This is a genomic window from Bradyrhizobium sp. STM 3561, from assembly GCF_045571455.1.
GTDB lineage: Bacteria > Pseudomonadota > Alphaproteobacteria > Rhizobiales > Xanthobacteraceae > Bradyrhizobium > Bradyrhizobium vignae.
This window is the reverse complement of sequence record NZ_CP120695.1, coordinates 5,070,722-5,093,631: the sequence shown is the minus strand read 5'-3', so window position 1 is coordinate 5,093,631 and position 22,910 is coordinate 5,070,722. Positions and strand designations below refer to the sequence as shown.

Genomic DNA, 22,910 nt, shown 5'->3' with positions numbered 1-22,910 from the left:
TGCGCCCAAAGGCGACAGAGCCTGCTAAAGAGCAAGGGACAGCTCCGGTGTCTTCCTGAACCCGAACAGTTGCAAGGGCTGCGAGCCCGTACCAGGCAAGGAAGGGAGTGGATGATGACACAAGACGATCTGGTTGTCGTCGGCATCGATGTCGCTAAAGACAAGATTGATGCGTGCATTCGGACCGTAACGGAGCGGAAGACTTGCCCAACAACCGCGGCGGGGCGACGGAGCTTGATTGCATGGCTTCGCAAGCATCAGGTCGGCAAGGCAGTGATGGAGGCAAGCGGCGGCTACGAGCGGGTATGGGCCAAGGCGTTGCGCCAAGCAGGGCTGGAAGTACGGATCGTCGATCCCAAACGGGTTCGCCACTTTGCGGAATCGGCGGGACGCCTTGCGAAAAATGACAAGATCGACGCGGAGATGATCTCCTGGTTCGCCGAGACATTCGGCGAGGCTCCCAGCCAAGTCGACAATCCCGCTCACGAGGAGATGAAGGCACTGGTGAAGGGACGCCAAGGCCTGCTTGACGTCAGGGCTCGCCTGGAAATGCAGAAGGAGCATGAGGCGCCGGCCCTTGTTCAGAAGGCTCGCGCGCGTCTTCTTAAGAAGCTGGCTGACGAAATCGCCGCGCTCGAGACCGCGATCGCGGCGACGATCAAGACAACGCCGGACTTTGCCAAACGTGCCGAGATCATCCAGAGCGTACCAGGCTTTGCTGAGGGGACCGCAATGGCGCTGCTTGGAGGACTACCGGAGCTGGGGCAGGTGAGCGACGAAGTTGCCGCCGCGTTGATGGGCGTTGCTCCTTATGACGACGATAGCGGCAAACGTCGAGGTGAACGCTGCATCAAGGGTGGCCGCCGCTGGGTGCGAAATGCCCTCTACATGCCCTGTGTCGGTGCCGCAACGCTGAACAATCCGGTGTTCAAGGCCTTCTACGAACGGCTGATTGCCAAGGGCAAGCCGCCAAAGGTCGCGATCGTCGCCTGCATGCGCAAGCTGATCATCATCCTCAACACCATGATCGCGCGCGGCGAGACGTGGGATCCGAAGAAATACAGGGTGGCCTGACGAGCGCGCCTATCTCGCGCTCGGACCTCGGCCGAGCGCATGCAAAGCCAACAGACCGGTGAGCGGACGGGGTCAAGGCCGTCAGCCGCCGCAGGCGGGGGCGCGCCAGCGCCAGCCTTGAGGCCGGCCGATCGCCGGGCTACTTCGCCACAGTTGCTCTTGGCTTTCAGAGGGTGGAGCGATCAAGCAAAGCTCGGGCGAATTGAGCCGCGAGAATGCGAAGGCTCGCCGTCCGCCTTGCCGTGGCGGCGTTCCCGTCGGCGGCGTGGGCGTGACCCCCCGATCAAGGGCCGGCCGGCGCGTGCGGATTGCCTTCAAAGAGAAAGGCGTAAATGCGCCCGTCGGCGCCCACATAGAGGCGGTCCTGCGTCGCGATCAACGTCTGGAAGCGTCGGAGGCCGTTCAAGGGCTCGCTGACAAAGATCGGTTCGCCCGTATCGCCGCGGAAGGCGTGGAGCCGGTTGTCGCCTTCGGCACCAAGCATCCAGACGATCGGGTTGGAATGGCCATCCGTGGTGGTCACAATGGGGGAGCCACGGCCGCGGAGCGCGCCGCACCAGGCCGTGGCCATCGCCGGCGGGGAGCCTGGCGTGATCTTCAAGACGGTCAGATCGTGACCTCGGCCAGGTTGCGGGCAACGCGCTCCGGAGGCCTGGAAGGCTACAAGGATATCATCGCCGACGCGATAAACCGCCGGCGAGGTGACGATCGACGACTGGGATACTGTCGCGGCAGCCAGCTGGCCGCCAACGCCGCCGAGACCAGTTCGATCGAGGAGATAAGCCTTGCCATCCTTCCCCAGCGCCAGAATCAGCGCGCGAGTACCGTCGGCGCCGGGAACGTCGAGAGGAATCGGATTGCTGCCGCCGAGATCCACATCGCCGGCATCGAGTGCCTTCCAATCCGATGGTGCAAAATAGTCCTTCTTGTCGTCACTGCGGCGCAAGTCGGGGCCAAGGTGAAACACGGCTTCGCCGTCGCTCCAGGTCTGCGCGCCGAGCGTATTTCCGGTCGCAAAGTAGATGTCGCGTCCGGAGACGCTCAGACCGCCTGGCGCCCAGATGCCGCCGCCTCGCGCACGCGTTTCGAAGCTGACGTGCTTGCCAGGTTCATGAAGGGAGATTCCGACCACCCAGCCGTGAAAATTTCCGCAATCACCAAAATGGCCGCTAAAGGCGACATAGACAGTGCCGTCGAGCAACGTGAGTGCCGCGCGCTGGTTATGAACGCTCGGATCGAAATGTCGTCCTGCCTTGTGCAGAAGGTCGGCCACATCGATCGGCCAGCCCGGGAGAACGCTGCCATCCCTCGTCGAAAGCGCGAACACCTCATGGCGCGGGCCGTTTCCCCGCTCCACGGCAGCATCGAAATAGATGGCCTGGGCTGCCGGGTCGATTGCGGGCGTCCCGGTGATGCCGAGAGGGTCGATATTCCCGCACGGAAGCGACGAACGGCGCACGGGACGGCCGACCACGCGCCTCCACAATTCCTTACCGGTCGTTGCGTCGAAGGCCTGGACGACGTCATCCTCGGTGGCCACGAAGAGCATCCCGGTGCTCGCGTCAGGAGGACGCCAGTACAGCGGCTGAGCGTATATCGAGCCCGCGACACGGGCGTTGAAGGCGCGATCCAGCTGAACCGATCTGGCTTTCTCCCAGGAGAGCGCAGGAACGACGTACTGGCCCCTTCGGCTGTTGTCGCCATGATAGGTCAGAACGGAGCGCTCTTGGGCGCGGGCGGATGGCGGCAAGAGCGCAAGTGCAAATAGTCCCGCCATCAAGACAGGACGTGCAGTCATCGAAACAACGCGTCGGATATTCATGAGCGCCCAACAGCCACGTGCTGCTTCCGTTCCACCACCCGTGCGGAGCGAAAGGCGTTTCACTCTTGGGCTCATCTCACTCTTGTCATTCTTGGGCTCATCGAGCGCAGATTCAATCGCTCTTCGCGAGGACGTCGGCGACCTCGTACAGATGAGGATCGATATCGTCGGTGAGGCTTCCGAACTGACTCCAGGCTTTGCGAAACTCAGGTGACTGGTGCGCCGCCCGTAGAAGGTCACGGCTTTCCCATTGAATGTAGTTCACGATACGACGCCCATCGAGGCTGCGATGCAGGCTGACGGAAATGAATCCTGGCTGACGCTGCATGAAGCGAGCTCGCTCCCTCATGAGCGACAGCGCTTCGGCCTGCTTCTCCGGTTCGGCTTCGATGATGGTAATTTGCGTCACCGGCTGCCGGCCGATCTGGATCTGTGGCATGGCAATCTCCTTTCATGACACTATCGATCGATCTCCCCAAACACGATGTCCAGCGACCCGATGATCGCCGAGACGTCGGCGAGCAAGTGGCCGCGGCGGATTGGGTCCATCGCCTGCAGATGCGCGAACGAGGGGGCGCGGATCTTGCACCTGTAGGGTTGGTTGGTCCCATCGGAAACCAGATACACGCCGAACTCGCCCTTGGGGGCTTGGGCCGCATCCGGCATGACCCGAGCGCCGGACGCCGCGCGAAGCTCATGTATGGCAGGCACCCTGATCCGGTCCATTGGGGCGTCGGACCGCCAACGCCACCTATGCCTTGGTCGTTCCTAAAGCTCCCGCAGCCTCCTCCGGCCCCTTGCGAGGAATTGTGTGGCCGCATCGTGTTCCAGCCGGAACTCAGGAACGCGTGCGTTTGCATTCCGTTGAGCAGGGTGCAGGGCAGAAGGGTCGAGCACGATTGGCTGCGACATGGTTTCTGTTGCGACACAGGCGCGGGCGACCTGGAGGCGGAGGTTTCGGAAGACCCGCATCCGCTCGATTACGAAGGCGCCGTGTTCATCCTGATCGGCGCGCGCGTCGATCCCGAGCGCGCCTATGGGATCGATATCGAGACCGAACACGAGACGGCTCGCAATGCCGGCATCTTCCGCCAGCTCAAGATGTCGCCGCGCGAGCGTCCCATCGCCCCGCTGACAAGGGCGAATGGCAATAGGGCGGTACGTGGTCGGTTTTTCAGGTACTCCAACGAAGGAGATCGCACATGAACCGGACAGTCGAACTCCTGGCGCAAGGCCAGAGCTGCTGGATGGATGATCTCACCCGGCAAATGATCGATAGCGGCGATCTGGCACGACGGGTTGCCGAGGAAGGCCTGCGTGGCATCACCTCGAACCCCGCGATCTTCGAGAAGGCGGTCGCGCAAGGCGCGAATTACGACCAGGACATCGCTCGCGCTGCGATGGCGGGCCGGTCTCCGGTCGGCATCTACGAAGAGCTGATTACCACGGACGTCCGGAACGCCTGTGATATCCTGCGTCCGGTTTACGAGGACACCGCGGGAGTCGACGGCTTCGTAAGCCTCGAAGTCTCGCCCCATCTCGCGCACGACACAGAGGCGTCGATGGAGGAGGCGCGGAGGCTATGGACACTGGTTGACCGGCCCAACCTGTTCATCAAGATACCCGGCACTCCGGCAGGCGTTCCTGCCATCGAGCAGCTGCTGTTCGAAGGCATCAACATCAACATCACGTTGCTGTTCTCGATCGCGCGCTATGAAGCGGTGGCTGAGGCCTACCTGCGAGCGCTCGAACGGCGGCTCGAAGCCGGTCGGCCGATCGAGCGCATCGCCTCGGTCGCAAGCTTCTTTCTCAGTCGCATCGATGTGCTCGTCGATCGGCTTCTGGGACAACGCATCGTGCCCGATCGCCGACCTCCCGATCCTGATCCGCGCGCTCTCCTGGGCAAGATCGCGATCGCCAACGCCAAGCTTGCCTATCAGACATTCAGCCATATCGTGGCGAGCAATCGCTGGATGGCGCTCGCCGAGAAGGGCGCGCGGGTCCAGCGAATGCTATGGGCGAGCACCAGCACCAAGAATCCCGACTATCCGGACCTCATGTATGTCGAGCCATTGATCGGTCCGATGACCATCAATACGATGACGCGCAAGACGATCGCCGCGTTCCGCGACCACGGCACCGTAGAAGCCACAATCACGCACGGCGTGCAGAGCGCGCGGCGTATGATGGAAGATCTGGAGCGGCTCGGCGTGTCGCTAGATCTGGTCACGGCCCAGCTCGAGAACGACGCGGTCCAGAAGTTCATCGATCCGTTTGATTCGCTAATCATGCAGTTCGCTGCCAAGGGTGAGCGCGCCGTGGCTTTCGGTGACGTGGACGATCTGCGGGCAGAGGCCCGGCGGCTGCGGCAATTGGTGATCCGCATGACGACGGAAGCGGGCTCGGGTCATCCCACCTCCTGCATGTCCTGCGCCGACATCGTGGCGGCGCTGTTCTTCCGCGAGATGCGCTGGGATCCGCACGATCCGGCCGCGCGCAACGTCGACACATTCGTTCTGTCGAAGGGCCATGCGGCGCCGATCCTGTGGGCGGTGCTGCACGAAGCCGGCGCCATCAGCGAGGATCCGCTGTCGCTGCGGCGGATCGACAGCACGCTGGAAGGCCATCCGACCCCGCTCAACCCGTGGGTCAGGGTCGCGACCGGATCGCTCGGACAAGGGCTGGCAGCCGCCAACGGGCTCGCAGCGGCGAACCGCCTGGACCGCATCGACGCTCGCGTGTTCTGTCTGCTTGGCGATGGTGAATGCTCGGAAGGGTCGGTGTGGGAGGCCGCGCAGTTTGCTTCGCTCAATGGTCTCGCGAACGTGACGGCGATCGTCGACGTCAACGGTCTCGGCCAGAGCGAGGCGGCGCCCTATCACCACGACACCCGGGTGTTCGCGCGCCGGTTCGCGAGCTTCGGCTGGCGTACGATCGAGATCGATGGTCACGATATGACAGCGATCCTCGCGGCTCTGCGGGCTGCGCATGATGGCGGCCCGACCGCGATCATCGCGCGTACGATCAAAGGCAAAGGGGTCTCGTTCCTGGAAGGCGCGGATGGATGGCACGGCAAACCGCTCGATCGCGAACAGATGTCGCGGGCGCTCGAAGAATTGGGTGATGCGCCGCCTCCGCCGGCGCTCGAGGCGCATCGGGTCGGCCAGGTGGCAAGACCGCAGCGCGTGACCGCGTCACGCTCCGCGCCCGCCTATCGGCTGGGCGACAAGGTGGCGACCCGCGAGGCGTTTGGACGCGCACTGGAGAGGCTCGGCGGTGAGGAACCTGCGATGGTGGCGCTTGATGGCGACGTCAAGAACTCCACCGGAACAGAGGCGTTCGCGGCCCGATACCCGGAACGCTTCTTCGAGGGTTTCATCGCCGAGCAGAACATGCTCGGCGTCGCCCTCGGCCTCGCGGCGGCAGGCAAGATCCCATGTGCAGCGACGTTCGCCTGCTTCCTCACGCGCGCTTATGACTTCATCCGCATGGCGCAATATTCACGGCCCGCCCATCTCGTGCTGTGCGGCAGCCATGCCGGCGTGTCGATCGGCGAGGACGGCCCATCGCAGATGGGCCTTGAGGACCTCGCCATGTTCCGTGCCCTGATCGAGAGTACGGTCTTGTATCCGGCAGACGCGGTCAGCGCCGAGCGGCTGACTGCAACGGCGGCGCGCACCAACGGGATCGTCTATATCCGGACCACGCGGCCGAAGACGCCGGTGATCTACTCCAATGCGGAGGAGTTTCCGATCGGCGGAGCCAAGGTGCTGCGCTCGTCGCTGCAAGATCGCCTCACTGTGGTCGCGGCCGGTATAACCGTACATGAGGCGTTGGCCGCTTCCGAGATGCTCGACGCACGTGGCATCTCGATCCGCGTGATCGACGCCTACTCGGTGAAACCCATCGATGTCGTCACGCTGTCCGCAGCCGCTCGCGATACCGAGGGGCTGATCGTCGTCGAGGACCACGCGATCGATGGTGGGCTGGGCGATGCCGTGTCGACCGCGGTCGGCTCGACCGCGCCGGTGCATCGGCTGGGGATTGCACGACTGCCGCGCTCCGGCACGAAAGACGAATTACTCGACAGGTACGGCATCTCACGTCGGTCGATCGAAGCGAAGGTCCTGCAGTTGGCTGCCTGACCACGCTTACCGAGCGCACTTGCTGCGATTGGAGCCAGTTCCTTGATGAGTCCCCCGCCATCCTACGATATCGAGGTCCCTACGATATCAAGGACCCTATGACATCATGGGCCGATGAGCAGGCTCAGGCGGCAGGCGAGCTCTGGTTGTGCTGTTGACTCGGCCGCGCGATTCCATGCAGCGCTTTGGCAGTCCCTGCCGACTGGCGCACCAAATCGCTAAGCGACACGATCCCGACCAGGCGCTTGTTCCGGTCCATCACGGGCAATCGCCGCACCTGGATCTCACTCATGTTCGTGCAGACTTGAGATATGTCCTCGTCTTCGAAGCAGTATTTCACCTCCTGGCTCATCGCGTCACGGACCTTGCTGTTCGGCCCTTTGCCGTCCGCGATGCAGCGCACCGCAATATCGCGATCTGTGATCATGCCCACGAGGCGGTCACCGTCACGCACGGGCAATACACCACAATCGCATTCCTTCATCAGCTTTGCCGCGTCCTGGATCGTGTCGTTTGGGTTTACGAGTTTCGCGTCGCGCGTCATTACATCGCTGATCTTTTTCATGGTTGCCTCCTATGCCGCGCATTACTGGCAAGTCTCGCTAATGCGGGCTCTTCCGACTGCAATCTCAACAGATGCGGGGGGCGCGCGTTCCAAAGACGAAATTGGTGGCTCCTGAAGAGGAACCCTTCTCCGCGACTCGGAAGCAACGCCATGAGCGGGTTCAAGAGCTCTTCTATTTTCCCAAAGGGCTTCCGATTCCAATGGCCGAACCCGATGGGTTGTCTGCACCGTATTGCGAAGGCCTGCGCCAAGGCCAAGCGCGCAGGAACTCTTGCCTGTGGTCGAAGATTGACTCTGCGGGCCAGCGTCGCCGCCGATGGCTGGCCTGCACGGCCCCGCCTCCAAGCCCCCATACCCCCCAGGGTGGGGCCGTGCTCCCAAGCAGGAGGTGCCATTGTCCGAGCCGACCGAGCAAGAGATCAGAGAACGCGCGCACCGATTGTGGGAGCAGGCCGGCAAGCCCGAAGGCCGCGAGGAGGAGTTTTGGCACGCGGCTGAGCAAGAGCTGCGCAACGAGGACAAGTCGAACACGATGCGGACGCCGGATACGCTGTGACCGACAAGACGTGCCCATTCTGCCAGGGTCTCGGATGGGTCTGCGAAAACCATCCGCTCCGGGTCTGGAGTGAGAAGCTGGGCGGCTGCCGCTGCGGCGAAGGCATGCCCTGCATCTGCAACACGACCGAAGACCCTGAAGTGAGAGTGGTGATCGTGGAAGCAGACACGACGTGGCACTAGCGGCGCCGTCTCGAAGGTGCGATAGGTCGAGCCCTTGGGCAACCCATCATGCGTCCGCACTAGAAACATTCTGATGGGTTCGCTTCGCTGCACCCATCCTGCCGAGCCTGCAAAAAGAAAAAGCCGCCGGGTTCTTCACCCTGACGGCTGCGCAAAGTCCGTAGCTGTTGATCGTCTTCCCAGCCTCGTGCGTACCGCCGTTACCTTGTTTGCGGCCATGCCCAATCTTCATAGAGGACGGTGCGTGATTCTGCTGTGATTTGGAGCACACAGTGGAAGAGATTCCACGGGTTATGCGCGCTGCAGCTGTCCGGAACACCAGAGCCGCCGCCTGTCTCCCTCAGCTCCGATACCACGCCGCCAGATTCCACGTGATGGTGTCCCAGCCCGAGATGTCGATCATCAGGTTATTGGCGCCCGCGTTGACGACGTGGCGCGAGAGCAGCGGCAGGAACACGTGGGCCTCGCAGAAGATCTCGTCGACCTTCATCAGCAGCGCGGCGCGCTTGACCGGATCGAGCTCGTTCTGCGCGGCCTTGTAGGCCTTGTCGGCTTCGGGATCGGAATAGCGTGAATTGTTGCGGCCGAGCCATTTGTTGTCCTTGGTGGCGATCTCCCAGGAGACGCACTGGTTCAGCAAGCGCTCCGGATCGGGCTGCGGCTGCGTCGTGTTGTACATCTCCATGTCGGCATAAAATTTCGAATAGGTGTCGGGATTGCCGACATCGGAGGAGAAGAACACCGAGGCGGTGACCGCCTTGATCTCGATGTCGATGCCGGCCTTCTGGCAGGCCTGCTTGATGATGGCCTGGGTCTTCTGGCGCGGGCCGTTGGTCGAGGTCTGGAATACGTATTTGAGCCTCTTGCCGTCCTTCTCGCGGATGCCGTCCGCGCCCCTGGTCCAGCCGGCCTCGTCGAGGATCTTGTTGGCCTTGTCGATGTCGAACGCATATTTCAGCTTGGGGGACTTGAACTGATTGGGCGCGTTGACGAAGCTCGCGGTTGCGATGGCGCCGCGTCCGTAGATGAACTTCTGGATCGAATCGCGGTCGATCAAGAGATTGATCGCGCGGCGAACGGCGGGGTCGGACAGCGTCGGGTGCTTGGTCTTGACGCTCGAACGCTCGCCGTCGACCTCGGTCCAGGGGTCCGTCGTGTTGAGGATGATGAACTCGACATTGCCGGAAGGCGTGATGTCGAGCTTGCCTTTGCCGCCCGCCTCCATGCGCTTGAGGACCTCCTCCTCCACCTGCATGTTCCAGGCGAAGTCGTATTCGCCGGTCTGCAGCACGGCGCGCGCCGCAGACACCGCGTCGCCGCCGCCCTTGACCTCGAGCGTGTCGAAATGCGGCTGGTTCTTGATGTGATAGTCGGAGTTGCGCTCGGCGCGGATCATGTCGCCCGGCTTGAACTCGACGAATTTGTATGGGCCGGTGCCGACCGGTTTCAGATTGCCTGGCGCTTCGCGTGACTTTGCGCCGATATAATCGCCGAAATGATGCTTTGGCAGGATCATCCCGACCGCGCCGACGAACGGATCGGCCCAGAACGGCGTCGGCGCCTTGAAGTTGACCTTGACCGTATGGTCGTCGATCTTGTCGACCGTGATGTCCTTGTAGGAGCCCGTGGTGTAGGCCGCGGTGGCGAGGTCGGCGGCGTACTGCCAAGTGAAGACGACGTCGTCGGCGGTGAAGGGCTTGCCGTCATGCCACTTGACGCCCTGCTTCAGCTTCCAGATCACGCTCATGCCGTCGGCCGCGAGGCCGCCGTTCGCCTTGGACGGAGCCTCGGCGGCGAGGCAGGGGATGAGGTTACCCTCCTTGTCCCAGCCGGCGAGCGGCTCGAAGAAGATGCGCGAGGCGATCTGGTCCTTGGTGCCGAGCGCGAAATGCGGATTGAGCAGGGTAGGTGCCTGCCAGAGCAGGATCTTGAGCGTGCCGCCGCCGCCCGCCTTTGTCGGCTTGTACGGCAGCGTAGCGTCCGCCATGGCCACATCGTGCCACACCAGGATCTGGCTCGCGATCGGCGCCGCGATTCCGACCGCGGCCATTGTCCTGATGAACGAGCGCCGCGACAGCGTGCCTTGCTTCACCTCCGCGACCAGATCGCGGATTTCGGTCTCGTCCATCGGATGATCTCCACCTCGCGAAGTAACGTCGTCGCCGGCTTAGTGCGCTCTAACTCAGCACGTCGGGCGTGGTGGAGTCAAAGAGGGGCGGACGCTCCGCGACCGGTGCGCGGGGGGTGCGCCGCTTTGCCGCGATGCCGTCAGGCGCTCGTGGTGCACGTTCCCGGCCCTCTGCATCCGTTTCCCGATTGAGATCGATCGGAGAAGGGTTGCCCGCGATGGCCGGCCAATATGGATTTTCATTTCATTGATTTCGCGGCGCAGAAAAGGGAATACGGTTCCAATCGTTACCGCCGACTCCATGGAGACCAAGATGTCGTTTCGCCTTCCTCTGATTCTCTCCGCCGTGCTGGCCGTGTGGTCGGCCGGAGTTTCAGCCGAGACCATCAAGATTGGCGTGACGCCGGGACCGCATGCGCAGATCCTCGAAGCCGTGAAGCCGATCGCCGCCAAGCAGGGGCTCGACATCCAACTGCTCGAGTTCTCGGATTACGTGGTGCCGAACGCCGCGCTCGATGCCGGGGAGATCCAGGCCAATTCGTTCCAGAACCAGCCTTACCTGGACAATCAGAAGGCCGACCGCGGTTACAAGATCGAGTCGGTCGGCCTGACCGTGAACTTCCCGATCGGCGTCTATTCGAAGAAGCACAAGGCCTTCGCCGATATCCCCGAGGGAGGCAAGGTCTCGATCCCGAACGATCCGACCAATGGCGGCCGCGTGCTGCTGCTGCTCCGCGACAAGGGCGTGATCAAGCTGAAGGACGGTGTCGGCTTCAAGCCGACGGTGCTCGACATCACCGAGAACCCTAAGAAGCTGAAGTTCATCGAGGTCGATGCGGCGCAGGCCCCGCGCGCGCTCGACGACGTCGACGCAGCCGCGATCAACACCAATTATGCAACCCAGGCGGGCCTCGATCCTGTGAAGGACCCGATCCTGCGCGAGGATCCGAAGGGGCCCTACGTCAACCTGATCGCGGTGCGCACCGTCGACAAGGACAAGCCCTGGGTCAAGATCCTCGTCGACAGCTATCATACGCCCGAGGTCAAGGAATTCGTCCTGACCAAGTTCAAGGGCGCGGTGCTGCCGAGCTGGTAGGCAGACTGCCCGCGTAAAGTCCATGTAAAGGGCGATCCGGCGCACAGGCTTGCGTATGAGCCTTGCGCAATGCCCGCTTGTCTGGAGCCGCGGCAACCGACATCATCGGGGCCCATCCTCGCCCGACAGGGGTCTTATGAAACGCTTTGCAAACCTGAAACGCCTGGGCTTCTTCACGCGGCTGCTCGACGAGGCTCCGGCCGTCGAGCGATATCGCTTCGCGGCCGAGCAGATCGTCCGTGCCGAACAGGCGGGCCTCGATTCCGCGTGGATCGCGCAGCATCATTTCCACGAGCGCGAGGGCGGCCTGCCGTCGCCCTTCACCTTCCTGGGTTACGTCGCAGCGCAAACCTCGCGCATCCGTCTCGGCACCGGCATCGTCACGCTGCCGCTGGAGAATGCGGTGAGGGTGGCGGAGGACGCCGCGGTGCTCGATCTCCTCTGCGACGGCCGGTTCGAGCTCGGCGTCGGCACCGGCGGCAACCCGTCCGCCTTCGCCGCCTTCGGCCTCGACAGCGCCCAGCGCAACGAGATCTTTGCGCGCAATCTGGACATCGTCCGCAAGGCGCTGACCGGCAAGCCGCTCGACGGCGGCGACACGCTCTATCCGCAGCGGCCGCAACTGGACAAGCGGATCTGGCAGGCGACGTTCTCCGTCGCCGGCGGCGCCAGGGCCGGCAAGGCCGGCGATGGTCTCTTGTTGTCGCGCACCCAGCCGCGGGCCAAGGAGGCGCCGAAGGCCACGCTCGCCGAGATCCAGAATCCGATCATCGACGCCTATCTCGCAGCGCTGCCGCCGGGCTGCGAACCGCGCATCATGGCTTCGCGCAGCGTCTTCGTCGCCGACGATCATCGCGAGGCGATGCGCCTTGCCGATATCGGACTGCGCCGCGCCCTGCCGCAATTCATGAAGGGTGGTCACCTTCCGCCGGGCGAGACGCTGGAGGAGATGATCACCGCGTTCGACACTCATGTCGGCGCCGCCGACGAGGTGATCGCCTCGCTCCGCACCGACGTCACGCTGGAGCGGGTGACCGATCTCGTCTTCCAGGTGCATTCGGTCGACGCGCCGCATCCTTATGTCCTGCGCTCGATCGAGCTGGTCGCGGAGAAGGTGGCGCCGGCGCTGGGCTGGACCCGGACGGCCGCCAAAGAAGTTGCCCTCGCAGGCTAGCCGGAATGAATAGAATCGCGTTGCACAAGGCTGAATGATGGCACCGAAGGATATCATCGACACGCTCGCCGGGATCGAGCCCGGCTCCACCCTGGATGCCATCCGCGCGCGCCGCCTGCAGGCGCGCGAGAATGCGCAGAAGAGCTATCTCTCGTTGTTCGAGCCGATCGACGCGGGCGATTTTTCGCTGGCCGAACGCGCCGCGGTCGCGGCCTTCGTGACAGGGCTGCATGGCGAATCCCCCGTCGCCGCTTTCTATCGCAACAAGCTTGCCGCGACTGCGGATGGCGCGCCGCTGCTCGATGCAATCAAGGCCGAGATCGAGCGCGGCAAGACCTCGGGCCCATACGGCGCCTATCCGGCCGGTCCGTTGTCGATCGAGAACAAGGCCGGCTTGAGCTATCGCGTCAGCGCGGAGCGCAAGCCTGTCCTCGGCGCCCGGCTGGTCGCAGCGTTGGAGCACGCACATCTGCTGGTGTTCCACCCGCGCGATGCCGCATCCGCCGACATGAAGACGCTGCTGGCCGCCGGCTGGTCGACCACCGGCATCGTCACGTTTTCCCAGCTCGTCGCGTTCCTGTCGTTCCAGGTCCGCGTCGTCAGCGGCTTGCGCACGCTCGCAGCGGCAAGCGCGTAGGAGGTTGCATCATGAGCACCGTCAATCCGCCCGTCGTCTTCACCCAGGACGAGCTCGGCTGGGTTTCGTGGATCGACCCGCTGCCCGAGGCCGAGCTGACCGAACGACATTTCGCCGGCCTCGTCGACCGCGCCCGCGCCAAGTCCGAATATTTCCGCCTGCTGGTGCGCGACCCTGAAGTTCTGGAAGCCCGCACCAAGACCGACAAGGACATCTTCTACAACGTCGCCGACGGCCTGCCGCGCGCCGAGCGCGAGCTCGCGGCGGCTGCGACGTCGCGCTACAACGGCTGCATTTATTGCGCCTCCGTGCATGCGCGGTTTGCCAGCACCTATTCCAAGCGCCGCGACGACGTGCAGCGTCTGCTCGATGAAGGCGTTGGTGCGGATCTCGGCGAGCGCTGGAATGCGGTGGTCAAGGCCTCGGTGGCGCTGGCCGAGACGCCGATCGCGTTCGGTCCTGACAACATCGCGGAGCTGCGCCGCGCCGGCCTCGACGATGCCGAGATCGTCGACGTCATCAACGGCGCCTCGTTCTTCAACTGGGCGAACCGGCTGATGCTGTCGCTCGGCGAGCCCTCGAAATAGGCAATCTCACCGGCACGAGAATTGCTGCTTGTTTCAACAATGAATGGATGGAGCCGTGCATGAGCAACATCGATCGCCGTACCCTGGTCAGGGGCTCTCTCGCCGCCGTGGTGGCGGGAGCAGCCTTCTCGCGCGCCGCGCTCGCGCAATCCTCCGAACCGATCCTGCTCGGCGTCAGCGGCCCCCTCACAGGACCGAACGCGCAATATGGCGCGCAGTGGAAGCAGGGCTTTGATCTCGCGCTGGACGAGATCCACGCCGCCGGCGGCATCAACGGCCGCAAGCTCGCCTATCAATTCGAGGACAGCCAGAGCGATCCGCGCCAGTCGGTGGCGATCGCCCAGAAGTTCGTGTCCGATCCGCGCATCGTCATGGAGCTTGGCGACTTCTCCAGTCCCGCCTCGATGGCGGCATCCCCAATCTATCAGCGCGGCGGACTCGTGCAGTTCGGCTTCACCAATTCGCACCCCGATTTCACCAAGGGCGGCGACTTCATGTGGAGTACGTCCGTGAGCCAGGCCGACGAGCAGCCGTTGCTCGCGGCCTATGCCGTCAAGCGTCTTGGTCTCAAGAAGCTCGCGGTGCTGCACCTCAACACCGATTGGGGCCGCACCAGCCGCGATTATTTCGTCAAGGCCGCGAAGGAATACGGCGCCGAGATCGCGGTGACCGAGGGCTACATCGGCGAGGAACGCGACTTCCGCTCGACCCTGGTGCGCGTGCGCGACGCCAACCCGGACGGGCTGATCCTGATCTCCTATTATTCCGACGGCGCGCTGATCGCGCGCCAGGCCCGTCAGGTCGGCCTGAAGCAGACGATCTGCGCGGCAAGCTCGGTCTATTCGCCGAAATTCCTGGAGCTCGGCGGCGAGGCGGTCGAGGACGTCCATCTCGGCACGCGCTACTTCCCGGAAGATCCGCGGCCCGAGGTGAAGAAGTTCATTGCAGGCTTCAAAGCCAAGTACAATGGACAAGAGCCCGACGCCTTCAACGCCTATTCCTATGACGCCATGAACATGGCCGCCGCCGTCCTCAAGATCGGCGGCACCGATCGCCGCGCCATCCGCGATGCCTTCGCGAAAGTGAAGGACGTCTCCAGCGTCATCTTCGGTTCGGCAACGTTCGACGTCGAGAGCCGCCGCGTCAAGGGCGCGATGAACGCCGAGCTCGTCGTGCGCAAGGGCCAGTTCGCGCTCTGGGACGGCAAGCCGACCTGACCTGATGGCCGGAGCGCGCCGCTCCGGCTGCCTTCATTTCTACGCGGGGATCAACGTTTGTCTTCCTGGCTCGACTACACGATCAACGGGCTGATCGTCGGCAATGTCTACGCCCTCGTTGCAGTGGGGCTCGCGCTGATCTTCGGCGTCAGCCGGCTGATCAACTTCGCGCAAGGCTCGATCTATCTGGTCGGCGCGTATATCGGCTGGGTCGCGGTGGTGCAGTTGCATACGCCGCTGCCGCTCACCATCATCGTGGTGGCGGCGACGGCCGCGGTGGTCGGCCTGATCATCGAACGGTTCGGCCTCCGTCCGCTGCAGAACTCCGTGCGCATCGCGCCGCTGCTCGCGACCATCGGCATCAGCTTCGTGCTCGACCAGCTGGTGATGCTGACCTTCTCGCCCAATCCGCGCGCTCTGCCGAGCCAGCTGCCGGACGTGCGCTTCCAGCTCGGCGGCGGCACGATCGGACCGCTTGATCTGCTCATCGCCGGCGTCGGCATCAGCAGCGCGCTGCTGCTGTTCGTGTTCCTGCGCTACAGCAAGCTCGGCTGGGCGGTGCGCGCCGCCTCGCAGGACCGCGACGCGGCGATGCAAATGGGCATCGACGTCAACCGCGTCAATCAGGCGGTGTTCGGCATCGCCGCTGCGCTCGGCGGCGTCTCCGGCATGCTGGTCGGCATGTACTACAACCAGATCGACACCGCGATGAGCCTGCAGGCGACGCTGAAGGGCGTCGTTGCCGAAGTCGTCGGTGGCGCCGGCAACGTGCCGGGTGCGGTGATCGGCAGCCTGCTCCTGGGATTGGTCGAGAGCTACGGCGTTGCCGTGTTCGGCACCAGCTACCGCAACCTGTTCGCCTTCCTGCTGCTGGTGGTTGTGCTGGTGCTGCGCCCGAACGGCCTGTTCGCCAGCGCGCGGCAGGCGCCGCCGGAGCCGCTCACCGGCACCTTCATCGCCCCGAGCCGCCCGGTGCGCATTCCACGTTGGGTCCTGGCTGTTGCTGCTGCCGGCTTTGCCGTCCTGCCGCTCTTCCCGGTATCCTTCTACGTGCTCCAGACCCTGATCAACGCCTGGCTGCTCGGCATGCTCGCGCTCAGCCTCACGCTGGTCGCGGGCACGATGGGGCAGGTCTCGCTCGGACACGCCGCGCTGCTGGCGATCGGCGCCTATACGTCGGCGTTGCTGTCGTTGACCCTCAACGTTCCGGTCGGCCTCGCGGTCATCGGCGGCGGCCTCGTGAGCGCTGCGCTCGGCACGCTCTTGATCTCGCCGTCCTTCCGCCTGCGCGGGCATTATGTGTCGATCGCGACGCTCGCCATCGGCGAGATCGTGTCGCTGGTGATCCTGAACTGGGAGAGCGTGACACGCGGTCCGATCGGCATCTCCGGCATCCCGCCGCTGTCGCTGTTCGGCTACGACCTGATCAGCCCGTCCTCAGTCTACTGGTTCAGCCTTGCGGTGATGGTCGTGCTGGCCCTGCTGCAAGGGCGGCTGCTCACTTCGCATCTCGGCCGCAGCTTCCGTGCCATCCGCGATGACGACATCGCCGCGCGCGCCTATGGCCTCAGCCTGAACCGCTATAAATCGCTGGCCTTCATCTTCGGCGGTTTCGCCGCCGGCGTCAGCGGCGGCATCGCCGCGCATCTCTATTCCTACATCAACCACGAGACCTTCAACACGCAGCAGTCCATCCTGGCGCTGACGGTCGTCATCCTCGGCGGCCTCGGCAACGTGGTCGGCGCGATTGTTGGATCGGTGGCGCTGGTCGGCTTGCCCGAGGTGTTCCGGATCGCGGCGGAGTATCGCATCCTGATCTACGGCATCGTGCTGCTCTTGCTGGTGCGATTCAGGCCGCAGGGCCTGTTGGGGACGATCTGATGTCGGAGCAGCACAATCCCATGCTGTCCCTGCGCGGGCTGACGCGCCGCTTCGGCGGCCTCACCGCGGTCGATGCGATCGATCTCGACCTCGCCAAAGGCGAGCTCATCAGCATCATCGGCCCGAACGGCGCCGGCAAGACGACGCTGTTCAACCTCGTGACCGGTCTCGATCGGCCGGATGAAGGCGCAGTACGCTTCGAAGGCCAGGATATCACCGGTCTCTCGCCGGAACGGCTTGCGGCCGAAGGCATCGCGCGGACCTTCCAGCTCGGCCGCGTATTCGGCAATCTCAGCGTGATGGACAATGTCCTGATCGGCGCGCATACGCGGCTGCGTGCCGTGAAGCCGGCCGTGCCGGTGATCGGTCCGCTGCTCGAACTCGGCCTGGCGCTGCTGCGCCCGGCCGGCGTGAAGGCCGAGGAGGAGCGGTTGCGCGAGGAAGTGAAAGCCATTCTCGCCCGCTTCGGCGAACGGCTGCTGCCGCGCATCGACCAGCCGGCCTATAGCCTGTCCTACGCCAACCGCCGCCGCGTCGAGATCGCCCGGGCGCTGGCGCTGAAGCCGCGCCTGTTGCTTCTGGACGAGCCGACCGCCGGCATGAACCCGACCGAAACCGCGGAGATGCAGGCGCTCGTCGCCGAGCTCAAGACCGAAGGGCTGACCATCCTGCTGATCGAGCACAAGCTGGAGATGGTGATGCGCCTGTCCGACCGCGTCATCGTCATGGACGAGGGCAAGAAGATTGCGGAAGGACCGGGCGAGGTGGTGCGGAGCGATCCCAAGGTGATCGAGGCCTATCTCGGCCACGGCCTGTCGGGTGCGGCGGAGCAGGAGAGCGCGGCATGACGACGAGCGCACCCGAACCGCTGCTGGCGCTGTCGGGCGTCAACACCTTCTACGGCCAGGCCCAGGTGCATTTCGACCTGTCGATCACGGTCGCGCGCGGCCACATCGTCTGCCTGCTCGGCGGCAATGCCAGCGGCAAGTCGACGACGATGAAGATCATTCTGGGTCTGGTGAAGCCGCGTTCGGGCGAGGTGAGCTTCGACGGCGCTTCGCTGGTCGGCCTTTCCACGCCGCAGATCGTCCGCCGCGGCATCGCCTCGGTGCCGGAGGCGCGGCGGCTGTTCGCGGACATGAGCGTGCGCGAAAACATTTTGATGGGCGCCTTCGTGCGCAACGACCGCGACGCGGTGGCGCAGGATCTCGACAGGATGCTGACGCTGTTTCCGAAGCTCGGCCAGCGGCTGTCGCAGCGCGCCGGCTCCTTGTCCGGCGGCGAGCAGCAGATGGTCGCCATGGCGCGCGCGTTGATGAGCCGTCCCAGGATGATCGTGATGGACGAGCCGACCATGGGCCTGTCGCCGCTCTATGTCGACCGCGTGCTGGAGCTGATCCGCACCATCAACCAGGAAGGCGTCTCGGTGTTCATGGTCGAGCAGAACGCCAGTCTCGCGCTGGAGATCGCACACGAGGCCTATGTGCTGCAGACCGGCAAGATCGTGCTGTCAGGCCCGGCGCGCGCGCTGAAGGACGATCCCCGGGTGCGCGACGCCTATCTCGGCGGCTCCGAGGCGGCCTGACGCAATGTGCTGACCTCTCCACGTCATGGCAGGGCATAGCCGTCCGAAGGACGGCGTCGCTTGCGCTCGCCTATGACCCGGCCATCCACGTCTTGCCTCCCGGCACGAACAACGTGGATGCCCGGGACAAGCCCGGGCATGACGACCTCCATCTCGTATCAGGCCGACGCCGCGCTCGCGACCTGGTCCACCGGCAGATCATCGCCATTGGGATCGCCCGGCGCCGTGGCCCAGGCCAGCTCCACCAGCGTGACGATCCGGCGGCCGGTGCCGTCGAGCTGGACGACGATCAGGCCCTGCTCCTCCATGTAGCCGAGCAGCCGCTGCGCGCGGCGCAGCGAGTGCGAGCCGTAGGCGCGCGCGATCGCGGCATCGCCGGGGCACGGCCAACCTTCCTTGGCCGCGCGCGCGATCATCATGAACACGCCCTGCATGTCGTCGGGGAGGATCGAGGCGCGGAGCGACACGTCCTGCCAGGCGTCGTCTTCAGCGAGATCGGTCCCGAGCCCGGCGCGCGCATGCGTCAGCATGCGGCGGAATTCGTTGAGATCAGGCACCGCCGCGCCGAGCCCCTCGATGCGGCAGCGGACCACGAATTCTTGATAGAGCACGCCGATGGCGCGGAAGCCGGCGTCGGGCTCGGCCAGCACGGCGCGCAACGTGCGGTCGACACGCTCGCGCCGCTCCGCGAGCTCTTCGGCGCTGACCGGCACCTCGGCCAGCTCGGGCCGGATCTCCGGCGCGGCGGCGGCTTTCGCCGCGCGAAGCTGCTCCAGCAGATCCGGCGCGGGCCGGCGCTGCGGCCGGCTGGCATCGGGCGGCGGCGCCGCCAGGATCACGGCGCGCGCATCTTCCAGCGTCGCTTCCGGCAGCGGCATCAGCCGCGGAGTCGAATTGCGCGGGGAGGTCTCGGTCGAGCCGATATTCAGACGCAGCGGCCGGCGCGACAGCGCCGGTCCCAGCGCCATGAATTGCCCGCGCTCGAGATCGCGAAAGGCCTCGGCCTGCCGCCGCTCCATGCCGAGCAGATCGGCGGCGCGCGCCATGTCGATGTCGAGGAAGGTGCGGCCCATCAGGAAGTTCGAGGCTTCCGCCGCGACGTTCTTGGCGAGCTTGGCGAGGCGCTGGGTCGCGATGATGCCGGCAAGCCCGCGCTTGCGGCCGCGGCACATCAGGTTGGTCATGGCGCCGAGCGAGAGTTTTCGCGCCTCGTCCGAGACTTCACCGGCGACCGCCGGTGCGAACAGCTGCGCCTCGTCCACCACCACCAGCATCGGGTACCAATGGTCGCGATCGACATCGAACATTCCGCCGAGGAACGCCGCGGCGCGCCGCATCTGGTTCTCGGCATCCAGCCCCTCGAGATTGAGCACGGTGGAGACGCGATGCAGCCGCGCGCGCTCGCCGGCAACCTGAAGGCCGCGCTCGGTGTGATCCTCGGCGTCGATCACGAGATGGCCGAAGCGCTCGGCCAGCGTGACGAAATCTCCTTCGGGATCGATGATGGCCTGCTGCACCCAGGGCGCGCTCTGCTCCAGCAGCCGCCGCAACAGATGCGACTTGCCGGAGCCCGAATTGCCCTGCACCAGGAGGCGGGTCGCCAGCAGTTCCTCGAGGTCCATGGCGGCCGCGGCGCCTGCCGTGGTCTGCCCCATCTCGATTGCAACCGTCATGTCCCCGACTCAAGTCCCCGTCATTCGCGGACAGGGACTTATCAACCCGACCGAGGCGCGTCGAGCGCCAGCGCGCGAATCAGGCCGTGTTGCCCACGGCGGAGTTCAGGCGTGATGCGACAACCGTAGAAGCGCGGGCCGATAGGGCGGTTGCGGATCGTCGTCCTCGTTCTCAGGGATGGCGCAGGATCCGAATTCCTGCCTGATCCGCTCGATCTCGGCGATGCGCTCGTGCAGCCGTCGCAAATGCTCGGGCGACTTCGCCCGCCAGAACCGGAAAGTGTCAGCCGTGAGCGGCAGGAACGCGGTGCCGAACGGCGTCGGCTCGGGAATGACGGTGCGTCCAAGCAGCAGGAAGCGCTCAGTGCCGGAGACGACGAGGGTGGCATAGCCCCGGTTTCCGATCCGCCTGATGCCGTTCAGCGACCATTCGGCGAGCTTGCTGAAATACGGCTCTTCGCGCCAGCGGTCCGGGCAATCGTCGTCGACGGTGACATTGACGGCGTCCTGGCTGAAATGCACCACGAGGCCGGCTTTCTCGGGAAACCAGTCGTCATCGAGATGGCCCTGCAGCCAGGCGCAGGCGAATGATCGGCACATCTGCGGGCGGCGGTCGTAAATGGTGCATCCGGTCCCTTGCTGCCAATGCCGGCAGAGCTGGTTCACCGGCTTGTCGACGGCGGCCACTTCGAGGATATCGCAGCAGGCGTTGCATGAGCCGCACTGCCGGGCGGGACGCGCCGCCTTCGGCAGACCGGTCGCGCGAAAGCCCTGGCCGTCACGGACCAGCAGCTTCTGCTTCTCCAGCGCGGTCAACGCACGTTCGATCTTGAGACGGGATAGTCCGGTGGCGTCGATCACGGCCTTCATCGTCGTCGCGCCTGCCTCCATCGCGCGGACGATGCTCAGCATCGCCTGATCCATTGTTGTTGTTCTTTCAGTCGTGCATTGCGAACGCGCCGGAAAGCAGACCGGCAAACAGGTCATAGACACCTGAGTTAGGAAGATATGTTACTCATCTCTCTGCCGGCAAGAAGCTGGACCGGTCCTGCGCGCATGCAACGTTTGCGCGAATGAAGGGTCTGCACGTAAGGCGGAGCCTTTCGCATCGAATCGGCCTGCTTTGCCTGCGAAGCGCGGGATATGACGGGCGGCATGCCGTCGTCTCACGCAGTCGTGATACCTGCGGTTCGCGCGTGAGCGCGACCCGATCACGTGGCTTGAGAACTATCGGTGAGTTTGCGCCACACCGGGAACAATCACGGACGCCGGCTCGGACATCGCAACTTGGTCACGCGCACCGGCGCGGTCACGCTGTCGCGGCGACCAGCCTGGTCCGGCTTCAATGATTTCCGAGCGCGTGGCGCGAAGTCACTGCGCGCCGGATCCGCCCTGCACGATCTTCTCGTTCAGCTTCTGGTCCACGGTGTCGACGGTGCGGTCGATCTCGGCGCTGGGCACGCCGAGCTGATGCGAGATCAGCTTCACCAGAAGGTCGACGCGCTCGATGAAGGGCGCGCCGCTCGCGACCGCGCGCGCGGCCGAGGACGGCTTGAGCAGGCTCTCGGCGGCCTTGGCATATTTGGCGAACGGCACCTGGTCCTGCGGATCGGCGCCGAGGCGGCGGGCGATCGCGTCGACATGGTCGTAGATCGTCTGCGAGCGCTTGAGATCGCCATGCACTGCGTCGCGGATCGACTGCGGCTCATTGGGCGTGATGCAGCGGTAATTGCCGGTGAGCAGCATCGACCATTTCGCCAGCGGCACGAACAATGAGTCGAACACTTTCAGCTTCACCGGCACGTCATGGCCGTCGAGCGTCACCGCGTCGATATCGGATTCGAGCTCGCGCAGCAGCTTGTTGTGCTTCTCGTCGGCAAAGACCGATGCCTTGAAATTCGTCGGCAGGCCGACATGAAGCACGTTGGCGGCCTCTTCCGGCGGCCGGAAGGCCTGCGGGTCGGGCGAGCACAGCGTCACCAGTCCCGGCTCGAACCGCTCCCACACCTGCGCGTTGGTGTAGGCTTCCTCGAGCTCCATGTCCGCGAGCGCAGGAATCCGCTTCAGATAGGGCAGCGGCGGCATGTTCATGATCGACAGGCACGGCAGTTTCGCCGCGGCGATCTTGACCATGAGAACGCGCACCGTGTGGTTGGTGTATTGCGGCTCCTGCATCGCAAGGCCCACCAGATCGTAACGGGAGAGGTCGACATTGGCCGGCGTCACCGCATCGAGCTTGCCGGGCAGGTCGCGCGAGAAGATGGCCCGATGCACCGCCTCGTCGCGCAACTTGATGCGCACCTCGGTACCGTCCCGATTGATCAGCTCGGCGGTCTTGGCGCGGCAGACCAGGGTCACGTTATGACCCGCCATCAGCAGCTTCGTGCCCAGCAGCGAGCCGTACGAAGCCCCAAGAATCAAAATGTTACGCGCCATGTTTCGTCCTCAGAGCGGTCATGTGATTTTGGGCCTCGGTCCTAGTCCGAGGGCAGGTTGGCCGCATGTAAAGCGAAGTGCGCAGGGCTGGCAACTGGGATAATGCATACAAGGCGGTGATATTCCCGCTTCGTTCGCATTTCGACGAGGAG

The 22,910-nt window shown here is 64.5% G+C and carries 19 protein-coding genes and 1 pseudogene; 12 read left to right on the top strand and 8 right to left on the bottom strand.

The window, feature by feature from the left end; all coding sequences use genetic code 11:
• Positions 1-111 precede the first annotated feature (111 nt).
• The gene (locus tag P6U28_RS24130; RefSeq protein ID WP_244607735.1) at positions 112-1,074 is read left to right on the top strand and encodes an IS110 family transposase; all 963 of its coding nucleotides are present in this window, start codon (positions 112-114) and stop codon (positions 1,072-1,074) included.
• A gap of 283 nt (positions 1,075-1,357) precedes the next feature.
• Here P6U28_RS24130 and P6U28_RS24125 read toward each other — a convergent pair whose 3' ends face one another.
• The 3 genes and pseudogenes from P6U28_RS24125 to P6U28_RS24115 form a co-directional block, all read right to left on the bottom strand.
• Positions 1,358-2,872 (bottom strand): PQQ-binding-like beta-propeller repeat protein, encoded by a 1,515-nt coding sequence (locus P6U28_RS24125; protein WP_407120074.1) that lies wholly within the window; start codon positions 2,870-2,872, stop codon positions 1,358-1,360.
• A 136-nt stretch (positions 2,873-3,008) separates the two neighbouring features.
• Positions 3,009-3,335, bottom strand: coding sequence for an antibiotic biosynthesis monooxygenase (locus P6U28_RS24120; RefSeq protein ID WP_122401773.1), 327 nt, complete (start codon positions 3,333-3,335; stop codon positions 3,009-3,011).
• Between the two features lie 20 nt (positions 3,336-3,355).
• Positions 3,356-3,553: pseudogene (locus P6U28_RS24115) on the bottom strand (NADH-quinone oxidoreductase subunit D); the annotation flags it as partial.
• 216 nt (positions 3,554-3,769) lie between these two features.
• Here P6U28_RS24115 and P6U28_RS24110 point away from each other — a divergent pair.
• Positions 3,770-4,102, top strand: coding sequence for a hypothetical protein (locus tag P6U28_RS24110; RefSeq protein ID WP_407120073.1), 333 nt, complete (start codon positions 3,770-3,772; stop codon positions 4,100-4,102).
• Complete coding sequence (locus P6U28_RS24105; protein ID WP_407120072.1) at positions 4,099-7,041, top strand: transketolase; 2,943 nt, start codon at positions 4,099-4,101, stop codon at positions 7,039-7,041. The genes P6U28_RS24110 and P6U28_RS24105 overlap by 4 nt, the downstream gene beginning before the upstream one ends.
• A 124-nt stretch (positions 7,042-7,165) precedes the next feature.
• On the opposite strand, the gene P6U28_RS24100 is transcribed toward P6U28_RS24105, so the two are convergent.
• Positions 7,166-7,606: a CBS domain-containing protein gene (locus tag P6U28_RS24100; protein WP_122401777.1), complete on the bottom strand. Its 441-nt coding sequence runs from the start codon at positions 7,604-7,606 to the stop codon at positions 7,166-7,168.
• 394 nt (positions 7,607-8,000) lie between these two features.
• Here P6U28_RS24100 and P6U28_RS24095 point away from each other — a divergent pair, with 394 nt between their 5' ends.
• Positions 8,001-8,162 (top strand): DUF2934 domain-containing protein, encoded by a 162-nt coding sequence (locus P6U28_RS24095; protein ID WP_122401778.1) that lies wholly within the window; start codon positions 8,001-8,003, stop codon positions 8,160-8,162.
• A gap of 522 nt (positions 8,163-8,684) precedes the next feature.
• On the opposite strand, the gene P6U28_RS24090 is transcribed toward P6U28_RS24095, so the two are convergent.
• Positions 8,685-10,472, bottom strand: a complete 1,788-nt coding sequence (locus tag P6U28_RS24090) for a peptide ABC transporter substrate-binding protein (RefSeq protein ID WP_407120071.1) — start codon at positions 10,470-10,472, stop codon at positions 8,685-8,687.
• A gap of 301 nt (positions 10,473-10,773) precedes the next feature.
• Here P6U28_RS24090 and P6U28_RS24085 point away from each other — a divergent pair, with 301 nt between their 5' ends.
• The 8 genes from P6U28_RS24085 (at position 10,774) to P6U28_RS24050 (ending at position 18,649) form a co-directional block, all read left to right on the top strand.
• A complete protein-coding gene (locus P6U28_RS24085; RefSeq protein ID WP_407120070.1) occupies positions 10,774-11,568 on the top strand; it encodes a MetQ/NlpA family ABC transporter substrate-binding protein in 795 nt (264 codons plus the stop codon).
• 136 nt (positions 11,569-11,704) lie between these two features.
• Entirely contained in the window at positions 11,705-12,742 is a 1,038-nt protein-coding gene (locus P6U28_RS24080; RefSeq protein WP_407120069.1) for a putative FMN-dependent luciferase-like monooxygenase, read from the top strand.
• A gap of 37 nt (positions 12,743-12,779) precedes the next feature.
• The gene (locus P6U28_RS24075) at positions 12,780-13,379 is read left to right on the top strand and encodes a CMD domain protein (RefSeq protein WP_407123108.1); all 600 of its coding nucleotides are present in this window, start codon (positions 12,780-12,782) and stop codon (positions 13,377-13,379) included.
• An 11-nt stretch (positions 13,380-13,390) separates the two neighbouring features.
• Positions 13,391-13,966 carry an alkylhydroperoxidase domain protein gene (locus tag P6U28_RS24070; RefSeq protein ID WP_122401784.1) on the top strand — a complete coding sequence of 192 codons (576 nt, stop codon included), beginning with the start codon at positions 13,391-13,393 and terminating at the stop codon, positions 13,964-13,966.
• Positions 13,967-14,025: 59 nt separating this feature from the next.
• Positions 14,026-15,183, top strand: a complete 1,158-nt coding sequence (locus P6U28_RS24065) for an ABC transporter substrate-binding protein (protein WP_407120068.1) — start codon at positions 14,026-14,028, stop codon at positions 15,181-15,183.
• 57 nt (positions 15,184-15,240) lie between these two features.
• Positions 15,241-17,064 carry an ABC transporter permease gene (locus P6U28_RS24060; RefSeq protein ID WP_407120067.1) on the top strand — a complete coding sequence of 608 codons (1,824 nt, stop codon included), beginning with the start codon at positions 15,241-15,243 and terminating at the stop codon, positions 17,062-17,064.
• A complete protein-coding gene (locus tag P6U28_RS24055; protein WP_407120066.1) occupies positions 17,064-17,912 on the top strand; it encodes an ABC transporter ATP-binding protein in 849 nt (282 codons plus the stop codon). Before P6U28_RS24060 ends, P6U28_RS24055 begins: the two co-directional genes overlap by 1 nt.
• Positions 17,909-18,649 (top strand): ABC transporter ATP-binding protein, encoded by a 741-nt coding sequence (locus P6U28_RS24050; RefSeq protein WP_122401787.1) that lies wholly within the window; start codon positions 17,909-17,911, stop codon positions 18,647-18,649. Before P6U28_RS24055 ends, P6U28_RS24050 begins: the two co-directional genes overlap by 4 nt.
• Before the next feature lie 158 nt (positions 18,650-18,807).
• Here the strand turns inward: P6U28_RS24050 and P6U28_RS24045 are convergent, their stop codons facing one another.
• The 3 genes from P6U28_RS24045 to P6U28_RS24035 all read right to left on the bottom strand — a co-directional run bounded on the left by P6U28_RS24045 (position 18,808) and on the right by P6U28_RS24035 (position 22,758).
• Entirely contained in the window at positions 18,808-20,322 is a 1,515-nt protein-coding gene (locus P6U28_RS24045; protein ID WP_407120065.1) for a helicase HerA domain-containing protein, read from the bottom strand.
• Positions 20,323-20,427: 105 nt separating this feature from the next.
• Positions 20,428-21,234, bottom strand: coding sequence for a YkgJ family cysteine cluster protein (locus tag P6U28_RS24040; protein WP_407120064.1), 807 nt, complete (start codon positions 21,232-21,234; stop codon positions 20,428-20,430).
• 459 nt (positions 21,235-21,693) lie between these two features.
• Positions 21,694-22,758 carry a ketopantoate reductase family protein gene (locus P6U28_RS24035; RefSeq protein WP_407120063.1) on the bottom strand — a complete coding sequence of 355 codons (1,065 nt, stop codon included), beginning with the start codon at positions 22,756-22,758 and terminating at the stop codon, positions 21,694-21,696.
• Between the last annotated feature and the right edge of the window lie 152 nt (positions 22,759-22,910).